At 49.2% G+C, this 18,915-nt stretch carries 20 protein-coding genes; all 20 read right to left on the bottom strand.

What is annotated here, in order from left to right:
* Positions 1-129: 129 nt before the first annotated feature.
* The 20 genes from murA to DP119_RS02285 all read right to left on the bottom strand — a co-directional run bounded on the left by murA (position 130) and on the right by DP119_RS02285 (position 18,881).
* Positions 130-1,428 carry a UDP-N-acetylglucosamine 1-carboxyvinyltransferase gene (gene murA, locus DP119_RS02385; RefSeq protein ID WP_112231905.1) on the bottom strand — a complete coding sequence of 433 codons (1,299 nt, stop codon included), beginning with the start codon at positions 1,426-1,428 and terminating at the stop codon, positions 130-132.
* Positions 1,429-1,802: 374 nt separating this feature from the next.
* Entirely contained in the window at positions 1,803-2,036 is a 234-nt protein-coding gene (locus DP119_RS02380) for a DUF1146 family protein (RefSeq protein WP_112230487.1), read from the bottom strand.
* A gap of 167 nt (positions 2,037-2,203) precedes the next feature.
* A complete protein-coding gene (locus tag DP119_RS02375; protein ID WP_058382971.1) occupies positions 2,204-2,608 on the bottom strand; it encodes a F0F1 ATP synthase subunit epsilon in 405 nt (134 codons plus the stop codon).
* Between the two features lie 24 nt (positions 2,609-2,632).
* Positions 2,633-4,048 (bottom strand): F0F1 ATP synthase subunit beta, encoded by a 1,416-nt coding sequence (atpD, locus tag DP119_RS02370; protein ID WP_112230485.1) that lies wholly within the window; start codon positions 4,046-4,048, stop codon positions 2,633-2,635.
* Positions 4,049-4,133: 85 nt separating this feature from the next.
* A complete protein-coding gene (gene atpG / locus DP119_RS02365; protein ID WP_112230483.1) occupies positions 4,134-4,991 on the bottom strand; it encodes an ATP synthase F1 subunit gamma in 858 nt (285 codons plus the stop codon).
* A gap of 48 nt (positions 4,992-5,039) precedes the next feature.
* Entirely contained in the window at positions 5,040-6,548 is a 1,509-nt protein-coding gene (atpA, locus tag DP119_RS02360; protein ID WP_112230481.1) for a F0F1 ATP synthase subunit alpha, read from the bottom strand.
* Between the two features lie 28 nt (positions 6,549-6,576).
* A complete protein-coding gene (locus tag DP119_RS02355; RefSeq protein WP_112230479.1) occupies positions 6,577-7,107 on the bottom strand; it encodes a F0F1 ATP synthase subunit delta in 531 nt (176 codons plus the stop codon).
* Complete coding sequence (atpF, locus tag DP119_RS02350) at positions 7,104-7,625, bottom strand: F0F1 ATP synthase subunit B (RefSeq protein WP_112230477.1); 522 nt, start codon at positions 7,623-7,625, stop codon at positions 7,104-7,106. Before atpF ends, DP119_RS02355 begins: the two co-directional genes overlap by 4 nt.
* A gap of 310 nt (positions 7,626-7,935) precedes the next feature.
* Positions 7,936-8,148, bottom strand: a complete 213-nt coding sequence (gene atpE, locus DP119_RS02345) for a F0F1 ATP synthase subunit C (RefSeq protein ID WP_008433003.1) — start codon at positions 8,146-8,148, stop codon at positions 7,936-7,938.
* A gap of 58 nt (positions 8,149-8,206) precedes the next feature.
* Entirely contained in the window at positions 8,207-8,917 is a 711-nt protein-coding gene (gene atpB / locus DP119_RS02340) for a F0F1 ATP synthase subunit A (protein ID WP_112230475.1), read from the bottom strand.
* Between the two features lie 28 nt (positions 8,918-8,945).
* Entirely contained in the window at positions 8,946-9,317 is a 372-nt protein-coding gene (locus tag DP119_RS02335; protein ID WP_112230473.1) for an ATP synthase subunit I, read from the bottom strand.
* 3 nt (positions 9,318-9,320) lie between these two features.
* A complete protein-coding gene (locus tag DP119_RS02330) occupies positions 9,321-9,542 on the bottom strand; it encodes an AtpZ/AtpI family protein (protein ID WP_112231903.1) in 222 nt (73 codons plus the stop codon).
* 507 nt (positions 9,543-10,049) lie between these two features.
* Complete coding sequence (gene wecB, locus DP119_RS02320) at positions 10,050-11,168, bottom strand: non-hydrolyzing UDP-N-acetylglucosamine 2-epimerase (protein WP_112230468.1); 1,119 nt, start codon at positions 11,166-11,168, stop codon at positions 10,050-10,052.
* 19 nt (positions 11,169-11,187) lie between these two features.
* Positions 11,188-11,817, bottom strand: coding sequence for a uracil phosphoribosyltransferase (upp, locus tag DP119_RS02315; protein ID WP_058382961.1), 630 nt, complete (start codon positions 11,815-11,817; stop codon positions 11,188-11,190).
* A 135-nt stretch (positions 11,818-11,952) separates the two neighbouring features.
* Entirely contained in the window at positions 11,953-14,127 is a 2,175-nt protein-coding gene (locus tag DP119_RS02310; RefSeq protein ID WP_112230466.1) for a bifunctional diguanylate cyclase/phosphodiesterase, read from the bottom strand.
* Positions 14,128-14,228: 101 nt separating this feature from the next.
* Entirely contained in the window at positions 14,229-15,464 is a 1,236-nt protein-coding gene (locus tag DP119_RS02305; protein WP_112230464.1) for a serine hydroxymethyltransferase, read from the bottom strand.
* Positions 15,451-16,035: a TIGR01440 family protein gene (locus tag DP119_RS02300; protein WP_058382958.1), complete on the bottom strand. Its 585-nt coding sequence runs from the start codon at positions 16,033-16,035 to the stop codon at positions 15,451-15,453. The genes DP119_RS02305 and DP119_RS02300 overlap by 14 nt, the downstream gene beginning before the upstream one ends.
* Before the next feature lie 15 nt (positions 16,036-16,050).
* On the bottom strand, positions 16,051-16,488 hold the full coding sequence (rpiB, locus tag DP119_RS02295; RefSeq protein ID WP_112230462.1) for a ribose 5-phosphate isomerase B: 438 nt from the start codon (positions 16,486-16,488) through the stop codon (positions 16,051-16,053).
* A 197-nt stretch (positions 16,489-16,685) separates the two neighbouring features.
* Entirely contained in the window at positions 16,686-17,120 is a 435-nt protein-coding gene (locus tag DP119_RS02290; RefSeq protein ID WP_112230460.1) for a low molecular weight protein arginine phosphatase, read from the bottom strand.
* A gap of 771 nt (positions 17,121-17,891) precedes the next feature.
* Positions 17,892-18,881 carry an L-threonylcarbamoyladenylate synthase gene (locus DP119_RS02285; RefSeq protein WP_112230458.1) on the bottom strand — a complete coding sequence of 330 codons (990 nt, stop codon included), beginning with the start codon at positions 18,879-18,881 and terminating at the stop codon, positions 17,892-17,894.
* Between the last annotated feature and the right edge of the window lie 34 nt (positions 18,882-18,915).

Below are 18,915 nucleotides of genomic sequence, written 5' to 3'. Positions count from 1 at the left end.
TCTTATCATAATCCTGCAACCGCTGACAAAATTCTCCGAAAATACTTTCAGCCCGTTTCTCTACAAAAAAAGCCTGCCGCTCAATTGTGCGGCAGGCTCTTGATCTTATGAAGTATGAGTCCTGATGAATTAAACCATTTGCTCTTCTTTTACTTCGCTAGTTTCAGTCGATACACGTTCAATGTCTGCACCCAAAGCTTCAAGCTTCAAATGGAAATCAACATAACCGCGGTCTAGATGATAAAGTTCGTGTACACGTGTAATTCCTTCAGCAGCAAGCCCAGCCAGAATCAATGCAGCAGCTGCACGGAGATCTGTCGCGGATACTTGTGCGCCTTGCAATTTAGAAGGGCCTTCCATGATCACTGAACGTCCTTCGATCTTGACGGAAGCGTTCATGCGGCGGAATTCTTCTACATGCATGAAGCGGTTTTCGAAAACCGTTTCAGTCAAGATGCCGTTGCCTTGTGCTGTCAGCATCAATGACATCATTTGCGATTGCATATCTGTCGGGAATCCCGGATGCGGCATCGTCTTGATGTCGATCGAACGGAGCGGGCGTGTCGCACGGACGCGCAAGCCTTCATCCGTCTCTTGGATATCGACTCCCATTTCACCCATTTTCGAGATCAAGGCAGCCATATGCTCTGGAACAGCGTTTTCAATGATGACGTCGCCTTCTGTGATGGCAGCTGCCACCATGAATGTCCCAGCTTCCACACGGTCAGGAATGATCGAGTGATTCGAACCGTGAAGCGTCTCCACGCCTTCAATGCGCATTGTATCGGTACCGGCACCTTTGACGTTTCCGCCCATTTCATTGATATAGTTCGCAAGGTCAACGATTTCCGGTTCTTTCGCAGCGTTTTCGATAATCGTTACCCCATCTGCAAGCGCTGCGGCTGACATGATGTTCTCTGTCGCACCGACACTTGGGAAGTCGAGGTAAATCTTAGCGCCGCGCAGGCGGCCATCCGTTTTCGCTTCAACGAAGCCATTGCCGAATGTGATGTTCGCTCCCATCGCTTCAAAGCCTTTTAGGTGCTGGTCAATCGGACGGGATCCGATTGCGCAGCCGCCTGGCAAAGCGACACGGGCAAATCCGTTGCGTGCAAGTACCGGCCCCATGACGAGAATGGATGCGCGCATTTTGCGGACATATTCAAACTGTGCTTCACTTGATAATTGTGAAGATGCATCGATGTGCATTTCGTTTTTCTCCGGGAAATACTCGATATCGACATTCAAGCTTCTCAATACTTCCTGAATGGTATAGACATCCGCGAGATTCGGCACTTCCGTAATGAAGCTCTTGCCTTCACTCGCAAGAAGTGCGCCTGCCAATACCGGCAACACTGCATTCTTCGCTCCCTCTACCCGTACTTTCCCTGATAATTTTTTTCCGCCTTTAACGATGATATGATCCAAAGCAAAGCCCTCCATGTGTTTAATAGTCCCTTATTTATACAGCTTTCACGTATATTTTTCTCATTGAATAATCTCTGTAGTTTATGGTAGTTAAAAATGAAAACCTTATCTATAGTACCTTGTTTTTTGATAAGAAACAAGCATTATAAAGCTTTCTTATCAAAAACTCAATATACCCCATGTTGTTCGTAGACATAGGTATTTTTATGTCCGTTGCGAAAAAAGAAATATTACAAAATGATTACAGTTAATTGTTTCCCCACTTCAATAGAAATAAACCCTCAGACAGTGAATATTTCCCGGGAAATAGTAAATCATTGCCGATTTGCCATAGGAACGGCATGCATCCGCATTACCATGGCAAATCGGCAATACTAGAATAAATACGGCAATTGCCTTGACCATGCCGAAATATCCAAAAAGAAATTGGAGACAGCCGTCCCGATTACAATGCTCAAGAATATGTATAAGATCTGGGCCTGCAATACATGGTGTTTAGCTATCCATTTATCGAACATAACAGCCCGCAATGCATAAAATGAAACACCGGTGAAAAAGATATGGCTGATGATTGAAATCAACGCTTGTTGGCCAATGTATAATTCCACTCCGCCCTCTCCTTTCGTCTCATATCCTATTTGTTGAAACCCCTGCTGTTAGTATAGCTGAAAATATTTCATATGATATAAAACTTCATGAGTTTTTCGTGAAATCTTGTCCATAATCCAATAAAAAAGACGGACAGAAGCGAATCGCTTCCGTCCGTCCCATTTTATTAAATGTTACCCTCATAAACGTTGATACGATTCATCGCACGTTTTAACGCCAATTCCGCGCGTTTGTAGTCGATCTCATCTTTTCTTGCCTGAAGAAGTGCTTCAGCACGTTTTGCAGATTCCTGCGCACGCGCCAAGTCGATCTCAGTCGCAGTTTCTGCTGATTGAGCAAGAATCGTCACTTTTTCAGGGCGGATTTCAAGGAACCCACCGCTTACAGCGACCAATTCCGTCGAGTTTTCTTTCTTTAACCGGACTGCGCCGATTCCAAGAGGAGCTACTGTCGGAATGTGACCAGGCAAAACGCCCATCTCACCGGTTGCTGTAACTGCAATCACCATAGAAACTTCTGAATCGTATACTGGGCCGTCGGGAGTGACAATATTGACTGTAATGGTCTTCATTTTTTTCCCTCCTGGTCCCTGATTTTAGACTTGTACGCCCATGCCTTTGGCTTTTTCGATAACTTCTTCGATGCGCCCGACTAGGCGGAAAGCATCTTCCGGAAGGTGATCGTATTTGCCGGCAAGGATTTCCTGGAAGCCTTTGATCGTTTCCTGAACTGGAACGTAAGAACCTTTTTGGCCTGTGAACTGTTCAGCAACGTGGAAGTTTTGAGAAAGGAAGTTTTGGACGCGGCGTGCACGGTTAACCGTCAGCTTGTCCTCATCGCTCAATTCGTCCATACCAAGGATCGCAATGATATCCTGTAGCTCTCTGTAGCGCTGCAACGTTTCTTGAACCTGGCGGGAAACACCGTAGTGCTCAGCGCCGACGATTTCAGGAGACAATGCGCGTGAAGTAGAAGCTAGCGGATCCACCGCTGGGTAGATACCCATCTCAGAAAGTTTACGCTCAAGGTTAGTTGTCGCATCAAGGTGGGCAAATGTTGTCGCTGGAGCCGGATCCGTGTAGTCATCGGCAGGGACATAGATTGCCTGGATCGATGTTACAGAACCAGCGCTTGTTGTCGTGATACGCTCTTGCAATTGACCCATTTCAGTCGCAAGTGTCGGCTGGTAACCAACCGCTGATGGCATACGGCCAAGAAGGGCGGATACTTCAGAACCTGCTTGCGTGAAGCGGAAGATATTATCGATGAACAAAAGAACGTCTGCGCCTTGCTCATCACGGAAGTATTCAGCCATTGTCAAACCAGTCAAGGCAACACGCATACGTGCGCCCGGCGGCTCGTTCATCTGGCCGAAGACCATTGATGTTTTCTTGATAACGCCGGAATCGCTCATCTCGTGGAACAAGTCGTTTCCTTCGCGTGTACGCTCACCAACACCGGCGAATACGGAAAGACCGCCGTGCTCTTGTGCGATGTTGTTGATCAATTCCTGGATCAAAACAGTTTTACCTACACCGGCACCACCGAAGAGGCCGATTTTACCGCCTTTGATGTAAGGGGCTAGCAAGTCAACTACTTTGATACCAGTTTCAAGGATTTCAACTTCTGTGGAAAGGTGCTCAAACGTAGGAGCTGAACGGTGAATCGGGTCGCGGCGCTCTGATGCCGGAATTTCCTCACCCAAGTCGATTACTTCACCAAGTACGTTAAATACCCGGCCAAGTGTAGCTTCTCCGACAGGAACAGAAATTGCTCTGCCCAAATCGGTTACTGCTGAACCGCGCTGCAATCCATCAGTGGATTCCATTGCGATGGTACGAACTGTGTCGTCGCCAAGGTGCAAAGCTACTTCAAGAGTCAAAGTAGTTTGAGCTTGATTGGGACGATCGATATTAACGGTTAGGGCGTTGTAGATCGCTGGAAGTTGGCCGTTGGAAAACTTAACGTCTACAACCGGACCCATAACCTGAAGAACGTGTCCTGTGTTCATGCTGTTCCCTCCTGTCTTACTTTTATTGAACCTATGAAAAGCTCGAGCGGCTTTATCAGCCGCGTCCGCTTTTGAACTTAATATTCTATTCCAGAGCCGCAGCTCCGCCGACGATCTCTGTGATTTCCTGAGTGATCGCAGCTTGGCGTGCACGGTTGTAGACAAGCGTCAGATCATCGATCAATTCTGATGCATTGTCGGTTGCGCTCTTCATTGCTGTCATGGAAGCAGCATGCTCACTTGCTTTGCCGTCCAGCAAGGCTCCAAAGATCAAGCTTTCCGCGTATTGTGGAAGAAGAACTTCCAGAATCGCTTCCGCTGATGGGTCGAACTCGTAAGAAGCAGTCGATCCTGTTGGCTGAATGTCAGTCAACGGCAGCACTTTCTTTTCGGTAACCTCCTGGGAGATGGCAGAAACATAATGGTTATAGTACATATAAACTTCGTCATACGTACCGTCTGCGAACATACCAACAGCTTTGCGCGTTATTTCCTTGATATCCGCAAACGATGGGTGGTCCGGAAGCCCGATTGAGCTTTCGATGATGTTATAGCCTTTCTTCGCGAAGAAGTCACGGCCTTTCCGCCCGACGCAGAGGATAACAAATTCGTCGCTTGACGCATGGCGCTCGTTGATTTTAGCCATCACAGTACGCAAGATGTTACTGTTATAGCCGCCAACAAGGCCACGGTCAGAGGTAATGACCAAATATGCCGTTTTCTTGACAGGGCGTGTCATCATCATCGGATTGGACACGTCGCTGGAACCGGCTGCGATCGAAGCGACCACATCCTGGATCTTTTCCATATATGGAACGAAAGCTTTCGCGCTCATTTCTGCTTTGTTCAATTTAGAAGCGGAAACCATCTGCATCGCTTTCGTGATTTGGCTTGTTTTCTTGGTTGACGTAATTCGTGTTTTTATATCGCGTAAAGATGCCACTGGTATTTCACCACCTTGTTATTTTTTCTTCCGATCCTGCCAGGGAGCTTATTCTGATTTAGCGAATGTGTGCTTGAATTCGTTGATTGCGGCACTGAATTCTTCGTCAGATGGCAATCCCTGAGTTGTACGGATGGTATCCAAAACGTTCGTGTGGTTTGTATCCAACCAGCTAGTCAATTCAGCTTCGAAACGAGTGATGTCTTGTACTGGGATATCGTCGAGGAATCCGCGAGTCAATGCGTAGAAGATAACAACTTGTTTTTCAACTTTGATCGGGCTGTTCAAGTCCTGTTTGAGAACTTCAACTGTCCGTTTACCACGCTCGAGTTTTGCAGCTGTCGCTGGGTCAAGGTCGGAACCGAATTGTGAGAATGACTCCAATTCACGGTAAGCAGCCAAGTCAAGACGCAAAGTCCCGGCTACTTTCTTCATCGCTTTGATCTGTGCTGAACCACCTACACGGGATACAGAAAGACCGGCGTTGATCGCTGGGCGAACACCTGCGAAGAAAAGATCCGATTGAAGGAAGATCTGTCCATCCGTAATCGAGATTACGTTTGTCGGAATGTATGAAGAAATATCGCCTGCTTGCGTTTCAACGAACGGCAAAGCAGTGATCGATCCTGCACCAAGCGTTTCGTTCAACTTCGCTGCGCGCTCAAGAAGGCGTGAGTGAAGGTAGAAAACGTCACCTGGGTAAGCTTCACGGCCCGGAGGACGACGAAGCAAGAGTGAAAGTTCACGGTAAGCGGAAGCTTGTTTTGTCAAATCATCATAGACGATCAAAACGTGCTTGCCGTCGAACATGAAATCTTCAGCCATGGAAATACCCGCGTAAGGAGCCAAGTATAGAAGTGGAGCTGGCTGTGAAGCAGAAGCTGTCACGACGATTGTGTAATCAAGCGCCCCGTTTTTACGGAACGTTTCAACAACGTTACGGACAGTCGATTCTTTTTGGCCGATTGCTACGTAAATGCAGATCATGTCTTGGTCAGCTTGGTTCAAGATCGTATCGATCGCGACAGAAGTTTTACCAGTCTGGCGGTCACCGATGATCAACTCACGCTGCCCACGGCCGATCGGCACAAGAGCATCGATTGCTTTAATCCCAGTTTGAAGCGGTTCGTGCACGGATTTACGTGCCATAACGCCTTGTGCTGGGCTTTCGATAGGACGGGATTTAGTCGTGTTGATCGGTCCAAGACCATCAACCGGCTGTCCCAGTGGATTTACAACGCGTCCGATAAGTTCTTCCCCTACCGGTACTTCCATAATACGGCCAGTCCGACGTACTTCATCGCCTTCTTTGATGTCTGCGAATGGCCCAAGGATGATGATACCAACGTTGTTGGCTTCCAAGTTCTGTGCCATACCCATTACACCATTAGAGAATTCTACAAGTTCTCCAGCCATGATGTTGTCGAGGCCATGAGCGCGAGCGATACCGTCACCAATCGTGATGACTGTACCGACTTCGTCAACTTTCATCTCTGATTGATAGTTTTCAATCTGTTGCTTAATCAGATTGCTGATTTCTTCAGCTTTGATGCTCATGTATTTCACCCTCTCATAATTTCATAAATTAGCCGATCAATTGACGCTGCAGGCGGGCAAGTTTTGTGCTGACGCTGCTGTCAAAGATGCGGTTCCCGATTTGAAGGCGCAATCCACCGATCAATGATGGGTCGATTACGTTTTCAATCCGTAAAGAATTCTTGCCGATGCTTTTCGAGAAAGCCGTGGAAATAGATGCGGTTTCTTCTTCCGTCAACGGACGGGTCGAATAAACGGTTGCATCTTCAATTCCCTGCTCTTCATTGGAAAGCTTGATATATGCTTGTGTCAAATCACTGACTTCGTTCATGCGTCTGCGATCACCCAACATCTGAAGTGTATTCACGACATAAGGGTTAGCCCCTTGGAATACTTCGTTGATGAGGTTTGTGCGCTTTTCAGCTGAAAGTTTCGGTGACACGATCAATTGGTAAAGTTCAGGAGTCAACTTGAAAACTTTACGTACTTCACGGAGATCCTGTTCGATTTCCAAAGTCACATTGTGCTCTTTGGCTACCTGGAATAATGCCGATGCGTAGCGCTCAGCGACTTGGCTCATTGCACTTCGCCTGCCTTCGCAATCGTTTCGTTAATCAACTGACGGTTGTCTTCCTCAGAGATTTCCTTGTCCAATACTTTCGTAGCTGCCAACAAGGACAGAGCCACAACTTCTTCGCGGACTGCTGCGATCGCTTTTTCACGCTCGTTAGCAATTTCTGCCACTGCGGATTCTTTCATGCGGGCAGATTCAGCACGCGCTGTCGTAATGATTTCCTCACGAGAAACTTCGCCTTGTTTCTTGGCATTCTCAACGATTTCCTGCGCCTGGTTGCGGGCATCCTTCAAAAGGTTGCGCTGCTCATCAAGCATTTGCTGTGATTCCTGACGGCTTTTTTCAGCAGTTTCGATCTCACTTGCAATCAAATCTTCACGTTGCTGCATAACGCCCATCAATGGACCCCAAGCAAATTTCTTCAACAGGGCCATTAGGAGCAAAAAGATGACCAATGTTGCGATGATGTCTCCAATATTCAAAAACTCCCCGGTTGCACCGAGTACGAGGTGATCAAAAAACACGATTGTTTCACTCCCTTCAAGAGCCTAAAATACTTTTTCTTCTATTATATATTCCTTAAAATCGTTAGATGTGCTGTCGAAATCCAAAATGCATCATACAAGCATAAATGGCGAAAAACATGCCGGAGCATTCTCGCCATTTAGCTTTTCAGTAATAAATTGCTTTGTCTAGATTCGCTTTTCGCGATGTCTAGACTCCAGTGCCTAGCTCTTCGGGACATAAGTCAACCCAGCTGTGCGGCAAAGAACGCCGCTTCGCTGGTTCGCCTTATGCCTGTCAGAGCTGAATAGGCACTTTCGCTTTTCTTTATTAACGGTTCATTACGATGAACGCGATAACTACGGCGATGATCGGCAATGCCTCGACCAAAGCTACACCGATGAACATTGTTGTTTGAAGAACGCCGCGTGCTTCTGGCTGGCGAGCGATACCTTCAACTGTTTTTGACACGATAAGTCCGTTACCGATACCTGCACCTAGTGCTGCTAAACCTACTGCAATTGCTGCTGCTAATAAACCCATTTTAAAATGTCCTCCTCAGGATAATTGTTTTTTTGTTTTGCCCGAAGGCAGTTTATACTCAATGGTCTTCGCTGACTTTATGCGATAAATAAACCATCGTTAACATAACGAAAATGAACGCTTGGATAGCCCCGATAAAGATCGAGAACCCTTGCCATGCCATCATCGGCAAGATTGCACCGACGAATCCGAAGATACTTGCTGAAGCAAGCCCTGCCAACAAAGTAAGCAAGATCTCACCAGCGTAGATGTTACCGTAAAGACGCAGACCGAGTGTCAGCGTATTTGCGAATTCCTCAATGATTTTAAGCGGGAACAAGAACGGCATCGGTTTCAGGAAATCTGAACTGTAGCCTTTCAAGCCTTTCAGCTTAATACCATAATAGTGGCTCAAGATAATGATTGTTGCAGCCAATGTCATTGTCACGACTGGATCCGCTGTTGGTGATTTCCACCAAAGGTCTCCGTTGACGACAACAGCAAATGGAAGCCCGAGCATGTTCGAAACGAAGATGAACATGATCAGCGTAATCCCAAGAATATGGAATCGTCCGCCGTCCCGCCAGTCCATATTGCTTTTAATGATTCCTTTGACAAAGTCCATGACCCATTCCATGAAGTTCTGCATGCCTGTCGGCTTCAGCTTCAAGTTGCGGGTAGCAAAGAACGCGATAAGGAAAACAATAAGAGCGGCTACAAGCAGCATCATAACGTTCGATAGGTTGAACCAGATTCCGAACACCTCGAGCATTGGAGCGCCATGATCCACGATAAATTCACCTCTCTTTCCACTTTCTTTAATGGTGTTTCATGTGATAAACGACCCGCTCCACCAAAAGGAGACCATAAGGGATCATCAACCCGATTACCGCACTGACCAAGTGTATGTGCTCAGCGAATAAAATAGCGATCGCCACAACGGCTACACCTGATGCGAACCGTAATGCCGTTCCAAGAGAACGGACTTTCGAGCCTTCTGCCACCGCCCGATCGAATTTTTCCATTCTGCGGACCAGGATCCACATATTATAAATGCCGAACAGAGATCCGACGATCAAGCCCGCGAACACTTCCGGGTAAGGAGTAACTCCCCATCCCAACACGAACGCAGCGAGGATGAAATACATCAGCCTCTTCAGTCTTTTATAGATCTCTTGAAGTCCATCCATTTTTCACATGTCTCCTGATTCGAATTTTCGGACGGTCTGAAGCATCGCCCAAACCCCGGCACTAAGTCCGGCGAGCAGGCAGATGATCAAAAAGAGCGGGGCGGTTCCGAAGCGCTCATCAAGCCACATCCCTGTAAAGACCCCGATTAGTACGGACCCGACAAGTTGCGAGAGAATGGCTGAATAAATCGCCATTGCTTGTAAGGGACTTTTTTTCGGGTGCATGATAAACCCCTCGAAATTCATAATGATTTGACATTCACGCCCATAAAAAGAGCAGTCGCATCCGGCTTTCAATAGCACATCCATTATGTATGAAAACCCTCTCATGCAGACCCTTTGTAAGCATACAATAGGGGTAAAATCATGTCAATTACATGTAGTGAAAAACTTCACAAGCTAAAACCCGCCGACATACGATTGACAAATTTGTTACCAGAAAAGCGGAAGCGGCCGTTTTGGCTCGACAGGCGCAAGGCAGATTCCCGAAGCGGCGCCTTTTGCCGCACAGGGAAGTTGGCTTGCGACCCGAGAGCCAGGTCGCTGACGCTGGACATCAAGAAAAGCGAGAGCGCCTGTCCAGCTCCGACAGGCATAAGACGGATCAGCAATGCGGCGCTCTTTGCCGCAATGCTGGAACGGCTTATGACCCGAGGAGCTAGGCGCTCGAGCTAGACATCAAGAAAAGCGGAAGCGGGCGGACAAACAACATTCCTCCGCACTCCCCACTCCTTACAACTCGCCGAAATACTTGTGCAAGGCTTCCACGATCCGCTGGGATGCTTTTCCGTCACCGTACGGGTTCGATGCTTGTGACATCGCTTCATACGCGGATGCATCCGTCAGCAATTCCTTGCCGAGGCGGTAGATCGTTTCTTCATCCGTGCCCGCAAGTTTCAAAGTGCCCGCATCGATGCCTTCCGGACGTTCCGTTGTATCGCGCAATACCAATACCGGCTTTCCAAGAGAGGGTGCTTCTTCCTGCACCCCGCCCGAATCGGTCAGGATGAAATAAGACTGGGCCGCGAAATTATGGAAATCCAATACTTCAAGCGGCTCGATCAAATGGATGCGCGGGTCGCGCCCGAGCACTTCATCCGCCACTTCACGGACAGCCGGATTCATGTGTACCGGATAGACGACTTGTATGTCCTCATGCTCTTCAGTCAGGCGCTTGATCGCACGGAACATATTGCGCATCGGTTCGCCGAGGTTTTCACGCCGGTGGGCAGTCAATAGGATCATGCGGTCATTGCCGATTTTATCGAGCACCGGATGATGGTAATTATCGCGCACCGTCGTTTGCAAGGCATCGATTGCCGTGTTGCCCGTAATATAGATCGTTTCTTCTTTTTTATTCTCATCACGCAGATTCTGCGCAGATTTTTCGGTCGGCGCAAAATGGATGTCCGCCATGACGCCCGTCAATTGGCGGTTCATCTCTTCCGGGAAAGGAGAGTACTTATTGTGGGTCCGAAGCCCGGCTTCTACATGCCCAATTGAGATTTGGTTGTACAATGCGGCCAAACTTGCCGCGAATGTCGTCGTCGTATCTCCATGGACCAGCACGATATCCGGTTTCGCTTCTTTCATCACATCATCCAAGCCTTGCATAGCCCGCACCGTGACATCACTCAAGGTTTGGCGGTCTTTCATGATGTTCAAGTCAAAGTCTGGGGTGATGCCGAATGTTTCAAGCACTTGGTCAAGCATTTGGCGATGCTGTGCGGTCACGGTCACAAGAGGCTCGATCGTCTCTGGATGCTTCTGCAATTCCAAAACGAGCGGCGCCATTTTAATCGCTTCCGGACGTGTACCGAAAATCGTCATCACTTTCCATTTTTTCGTCACTGCTGATCAACCCGCTTTCTTATTTTGTTCCGAACAAGCGATCTCCGGCATCTCCGAGGCCAGGTACGATATACCCTTTTTCGTTCAGCTTCTCATCGAGTGCCGCGATATAGATATCAACATCCGGATGTGCTTTTTGCAAAGCTTCCACGCCTTCTGGCGCTGCGATGATGCACATGAACTTGATTTTCGTCGCCCCGCGTTTTTTCAGGGAATTGACCGCTTCGATTGCGGAACCGCCTGTCGCGAGCATCGGGTCGACCACGATCAATTCACGTTCAGAGACATCGGAAGGCATTTTAAAATAATATTCCACTGGCTGCAAAGTTTCGGGGTCACGGTACAAGCCGATATGGCCGACCTTTGCCGCCGGAATCAATTTCAAGACGCCATCAACCATCCCGATTCCTGCACGCAAAATCGGGACGATGCCCAATTTTTTCCCGGCAAGAACGTTCGACTTGGCGACTTGCACCGGCGTTTCCACGTCGATTTCCTGAAGCGGTAGCTCGCGCGTGATTTCAAAGGCCATCAAAGTCGAAATCTCGTCAACCAATTCACGGAATTCCTTTGTTCCAGTCGATTTGTCGCGGATATACGTCAGTTTATGCTGAATCAGCGGATGATCAAAAACGAATACTTTTCCCACAGTGTATCTCTCCTTTTTCATACATTTTCCTAAACAGTATAACAGAAAATGAAAGGGATTAGAGCTTCACCCCTGCATTAGAATTATTCAGTCAACTTCCATCGGCAAAATAAAAAACCGGGGCAAGTGCCCCGGTTAGAGTAGATGCGCTTCATCGAGCGGCATCGGCCGGTGGAATAGAAAGCCCTGGGCGATGGTGCAACCCATCCCGAGCAATTGCGTCCGGTCGTCTTCGGTCTCGACGCCTTCCGCCACTGCCCGAAGCCCGAGATTGTCCGCCAGCTGGATGATGGTCCGGATGACGGCACGCGTCCCGTGTTCGTCCATATTGGACACGAAGGAACGGTCGATCTTGATTTCTTCGACAGGCAGCTTCTGGAGATAGCTGAGCGACGAATAGCCTGTCCCGAAATCATCGATGGATGTCGCAAAGCCGTATTTTTTCAACTGCTCGAACACCGTGCCGGCCGTATCGATATCGACGACGCCGATGCGCTCGGTGATCTCCAGCTGAATCCATTTCGGGTCCACGCCGTACTTTTTCGTTTCATCCACCAGGTGCGGGACGAAGGAATGGTGGAAAAAATGTTCCGCTGAGATATTGATCGCCACTTGGCGCAGCTCCAGCTCCCGCTCCTGGCGCTTTTTCAGCCAAGACAGGACCTGCTCGATGACATGCTGCTCCAGCTGGCGGATCTTTCCGTTCTTTTCTGCGGCCGGTATGAAGATGGCAGGCGAAATATCCCCGAGCTCCGGTGATTTCCAGCGGGCCAGCGCTTCGAAGCCGAGAATATCCCGGCTTTCAAGTGCTACTTTCGGCTGCAGGAAGACACTGATCTCTTTTCGTTTAAGTGCCGCGGTCAATGCATTGGCGACGCGCAAATCGCGCATCATCACTTCATCTTGTTCATTTTCAAAATAACAGATGGCCTCGCCCACGCGTTCCTTTGCCTTCGATAACGCGCTGTCAGCACAGCGGACCAATTCTTCCGCGTTCTGCTGTGCAGGCGTGACGATTGCCACGCCGACTTTGACAGTCAAAAACAAATCCATCTCGCCGATCGACACCGGCTCCCGGAGGCTGCTTAAGATATCCTCCAGGAATTCGGGCGCGCGCGTCAAAGGTATGGTGCTGTAGAGCGATAGCCTCGAATCGGAAAAGCGTGCGACCAGTTTTTCCCGGGTGCCTCCTGCCAGCACAAGACGGCGGCCAAGCTCCCGGCATAGGTCATTGCCCGCCTTGTGGCCATATTGATCGCTGATCTTGATGAATTCATCTGCCGAGATAAACGCGACAAAGCCTTCTTTTCCGTCCTTCAACAGCTCTTCCAGTTCGGTGCGGAAGTAATGCCGGTTCGGCAGCCCTGATTCCTCGTCAATATAAGCAAGGCGAAGGATCTCTTCCTGCTGGCGTGAGAATTTCACCGCCAGTGACACGATCGACGCGATTTCTTCCATAAAGACCAGATCTTTTTCCGACGGCTTATAGACAGATGGGAAATAGATCCCGAAAGTGCCGATCGTTTCTTCCTGGCCGTTAAAAATCGGCACGGACCAGATCGCTTTGATCCCAAACTGATCGAGCAGGTCCTGCTGCCCGTCCATAAGCGCATCTTGTGCCACATCCTCAACAACGACTGGTTGCTGGCGCAGATATGCCGCGCCGCAAGGGCTAACATCAGCTGCTACTTCCAAGCCGCGCATCCCGAGAGTGAATTCTTCCGGCATCGATTTCGCCGCACCCACCTGGAAACGCTTCGCCTCGTCCACCAATAGGACCGTGCACCGAGAACCGTCAAGGAAAAATGATTCAGCCGTTTCACAGATGTTCTGAAGGAGCATCCCGAGCATATGCCCCTTTTCAATCCCTTTATACGTTTCCTTTTGCAGCTCGATCAAAGTTTCAGCCCGCCGGCGGTCGCTGATGTCCCGTTGAAGCATCAGGATATAACGCAATGATTTTTCAGGAAACGCCAAAGGTTGGACCGTGATTTCATTCCAGAAAGGCGTACCGTCTTTACGGTAATTGACGATTTCAAAAATCCCTGGCTGCGCCGTGGCCGTCGCTTCGCGGATTCGGGTTCCAGTATTGGTGTCTGTTTTTATTCCATGGAGGAATTTACCGTTTCTTCCGATAACTTCCTCTTCACTGTAACCGGTCATCTCGAAAAATGCTTGATTTGCATAGGCGATGGGGTGATCGGGAATATCCGGGTTCACGACGACAAAACTCGTGTGGAATTCGATCCCGAGACGGCGCAGCCAATCTATGATCACTTTCCGGTCTTCCTGGATTTCATATTGATGCATACGCGTCCCTCCCAGTTTTTTTCAATATGTATGGTGAAAAAAAGCCGCCAATGCATGCGGCGGCTTTATTCATTTCTGTATTCATCTAGATAACCAGCTGCTTATTTATACAAAGGATGGGCAGCCGTCAATTTTGCTGTCCGTTCAGCGGCTTCCTTCTTCACAGTTTCGTCTTCCGGGTTTTTCAATAGAAGCGCCATGATCGAAGCGATTTCCTTCATTTCTTCTTCCTTGAAGCCGCGGGATGTGACTGCTGCTGTTCCAAGACGGATGCCCGAGGTGACGAATGGGCTTTCCGGGTCGAACGGGATGGTGTTTTTATTGGTCGTGATACCGACTTCATCCAACACATGCTCCGCTACTTTCCCCGTCAAGTTGAGCGAACGGAGGTCGAGCAGCAGCAAGTGGTTGTCAGTGCCGCCGGAAACGATATCGACGCCTTCAGCTGTTAAGCTATCAGCCAACACTTTCGCATTTTTGACGACTTGCTCGATATAATCCTTGAACTCCGGCTTTTGGGCTTCGCCGAAAGCGACGGCTTTTGCTGCAATGACATGCATCAACGGGCCGCCCTGGATGCCAGGGAAGATGATTTTATCGATTTTTTTCGCAAATTCTTCTTTGCAAAGAATCAAGCCGCCGCGCGGGCCGCGTAAGGTTTTATGGGTAGTGGAAGTAACAAAATGTGCATGAGGCACTGGGTTTGGATGTGCACCGGTTGCGACAAGCCCTGCGATATGCGCCATGTCGACCATCAAGTATGCGCCGACTTCATCAGCGATTTCACGGAATTTCGCAAAATCCAATGTGCGGGAATAGGCACTGGCACCAGCAACGATCATTTTCGGCTTGTGCTCAAGAGCTGCCTGGCGAACCGCTTCGTAATCAAGCAATTGCGTGTCTTTGTCGACGCCGTATTCAACGAAATTATACTGCATGCCGCTGAAGTTGACTTTGCTGCCGTGCGTCAAATGCCCACCGTGGTTCAAGTTCATGCCAAGGACGGTATCGCCTTGTTCAAGCATCGCCGTGTAGACAGCCATATTCGCCTGTGAACCGGAGTGAGGCTGGACGTTTGCATGCTCTGCGCCAAAAATTTCTTTCAAGCGGTCGCGTGCGATATTTTCCACTACATCTACAAATTCACAACCGCCGTAATAGCGTTTGCCCGGATAGCCTTCTGCGTATTTATTGGTCAACACGGACCCTTGTGCATCCATAACTGCCTGGGATACAAAGTTTTCCGATGCGATCAATTCGATATTCGCTTCTTGGCGTTCTTTTTCCGCGTTCATTGCTTCGTATACTGCCTGATCCTGCGCCTTAATCAATTCCATCTGTCTTTCCCTCCCGTGATTGAAGAACCTGGCGATCATAGCTCGCACGGACACCGCCGATCAGTTTCGGCCGTGTCGTCGCACTTGATACGATCGCTTCCCCTATTAGTTTAACAGAAGTCCGCACCGGAACGGCGACTCTTTTTAAATGCATGCCGATCATCGTCTGCCCGATGTCCACTCCGGCGTGGGCAGCAATTTCCTCGACGACGACTGGGTCACTCATATTCATGAAGGCGTAAGCACTCATCGAACCGCCTGCTTTCGCCACAGGCACCACCGATACCGGCTCCAAGCCGTAGCGTTCGGCAGCTGCCCGCTCAATCGTCAGCGCGCGGTTAATATGCTCGCAGCCTTGAAAGGCCAGAAATAATCCATGCCGTTCCGCAAACACACGCAAGGGTTCGAACAAGCTTTCTGCAATATCGAGCCCGCCGCCCGTGCCGATGCGCTCCCCGGCCACTTCAGAAGTCGAGCAGCCGACGACGAATAATTGGCCTTCCTTGAATGCAATCTGTTGCTCCAATTCGCTGAGAACTTCTTCAAGCTGCAACTGCCATAAGCTTTGCATGCTTACTCCTCCTTCTTAGTTTTCGAGTGCGCTGATTTTCTGGACGCGGTTTTCGTGGCGTCCGCCTTCAAAATCAGTCGTCAGCCATGTTTTCGCAATTTCTTTCGCGAGCCCTGGCCCGATGACACGCTCGCCCATCGCCAAGACATTCGAATCGTTATGTTCACGCGTCGCTTTGGCGCTGAAGACGTCATGGACAAGCGCACAGCGGATGCCTTTCACTTTATTGGCAGAAATCGACATGCCGATCCCAGTCCCGCAAATCAAAATGCCTTTATCGAATTCCCCGCTTGCGACGCCTTCCGCTACCGGCTGTGCATAATCCGGATAGTCGACAGAATCGTCCGTTTGAGGCCCGAAGTCTTTGTATTCAATGCCCATCTCGTTCAATAGATTGACAATCTCCTTGCGCAGATTATTGCCGCCGTGGTCTGATGAAATTGCTATTCTCATGATTAACCCTCTTTTCGTTTTCATTTAGCGGACAGTTCTTGTGGAAGCGCCGCCGCTTTTATTTAATTCTAACATTTTTGAACAGTTCCATGTTACTTCCTCACGCCTGGTTTCTGCAACTGAAATCTTGTGGCCCCTTCAATGGAAAAGAGCTGCTCAAGCACATGCATTTTATGCTCTTGGGCAGCTCTTTCCAGTTAGGTAATGCCTAATTGCTTTACCATCTTATCAATCAATTGCTCTAGTTCTTTATACGTCCTGCGGTAATCATCCAAGGACCCGCCGTATGGGTCGCTGATATCCCCTGTCGAGCCTTCCGCAAATTCCTTTACCGTGTGCAGCTTAGTCGCTACTTCTGGATAGTATTGCATGAGCGCCATTTTGTGTGAATAGGTCATCGTCAAAATCAGTTCCGCCCATTCTACATCACGCGGATCCAGCGGCTTCGAAACATGGTCGAATTCGATGGACTGCTCGCTCAATACTTTCTGCGCATTGGCTGACAGCGGCGATTGCCCTGCGAAAATCCCTGCCGAACGTGCTTCTACCCCCTCGATGGAACGGGTATGCACAATCGCTTCCGCCATCGGGCTGCGGCACGTATTTCCCGTGCAGACGAATAAAATCTTCATCCAATCCCCCCTCATCCGAGCTTCAGTCTCCCCATCTAGTGTTCAATGAACTCTCGAGATGGTGTGTATCTGACTATTATTATACCGCATTTTAACGAGCTATTGTATGGATGCGGATTGGTGTAGCAGTTGTTGTGGATAGCTGGACTTGAGAGCGGGATCGATTGTCTATTGGACATTTCATCACGAACCAGCCGCCTGCCGCTTTGGGCTGGCCTCCCGCAATGAGCCAATGAATGGGCGAAAGGGAGTTGAGCCAATTCATTTGCGACGCATCTGCTCGCAGATGTGGGAGCAACGGTTTTTCTGCGATGCTTGAGCATAGCGAAAGTTGAGCACGGGTTTGTGCGCGGTTCGGCTTTGAGATTTCATTGGATGTTGCATGCGAAGACGCGTCTTTTTTATTGTATTCATCCGCTGGTGAAGACGCCTAGCGAGAGTTGATAGCGGGAAAGATGGTTCACTAGCTATTCTTTATGTAATTACAAAGCTGCCCAAAACTATTCATGCTAATTTCGGTGACAGTTGAATTTTATTTCCCCACTATACTTAGAGATGGAGCGGAAAGGGGCGAATGGATGGCGAAGGGAAGCCGAGTCCATTCATTTGCGACGCATCTGCATGCAGATGTGGGAGCACAAGGGTTTAGCCCTCCGGAAAGCGTCCCCTTGGAGCGGAATCTCCCCCGCTCCCTCAATTTCAAACAACAAAAAAAGCCACCGGGAATTTCCCGGCGGCTTCATATGCTGTCATCTAATTCACTTGCTTGAATCAGCTGAACCATTTATGGTCCGCCGCTTTTTCCAGGCGGTTCATCAGCGCGGCGTCTTCATTTTCCGGCAATACGCATGCCAAAATCAGATCGGCATCTGTCTGGTCGCATTTCCGCAGGCTGTCGTATAACTTATCCACAGCGAGCGGGAAGCAGTAATCCGCCGTCTCGAATTTTTCGCGGCTCAGCACGGCGATTTTTTTCTTTTTGCCGTGCATATACTCAATCGCTTTCTCGATCAGCTTGGTATTGTGCTCGATCAGATAAAGCGGCGCCCGTGGTGCGTAATGGGCATACTTCATGCCGGGAGATTTCGGTGTGTTGCCTTTCGTCTCGGAAGACAGACGGACAGTCCCGATCACTTCTTCCAATTGCTCTTTCGTCACTTGTCCAGGCCGCAAGATGACTGGCGGTGCGCTCGTCATATCCAGCACCGTCGATTCGATGCCGACCTGGGTCGGGCCGCCATCCAGAATGAGGGGAATCTTGCCGTTCATATCGAAATAGACATGCTCAGCCAAAGTCGGGCTCGGTTTGCCGCTTGTGTTAGCGCTCGGCGCGGCCACTGGCTGCTTCAAGCGCTTTAGTAAATTCAACGCGACCGGATGGTTCGGCACGCGAATCCCTACTGTCGGCAAGCCTGCTGTTACATTAGAAGCAAAGGTATCCGGTTTCGCCTGCATGATCAAGGTCAATGCCCCCGGCCAAAAAGCATCCATGCATTGCAGGGCTTTTTCCGGAACATCTTCGACATACTCCAAGGCGGTTTCTTTGGAATCCACGTGAACAATCAATGGATTGTCGGTCGGGCGGCCTTTCGCTTCGAAAATTTTATCGACAGCTTCGCCGTTCATCGCATTCGCCCCGAGGCCGTAAACGGTTTCGGTCGGGAATGCGACGACTTCCCCCCCGCGGATATAATCCACAGCTTGTGTATAACTTTCATCGTTGTTCACATGTTCATCCACAAGAATTGTTTTCGTTTCCACCTAAACATCTCCAGTACAATAAGGTTTTCGGGAC

It is taken from the genome of Planococcus maitriensis, from assembly GCF_003289925.1.
GTDB lineage: Bacteria > Bacillota > Bacilli > Bacillales_A > Planococcaceae > Planococcus > Planococcus maitriensis.
This window is presented reverse-complemented; position numbering and strand designations above follow the sequence as displayed.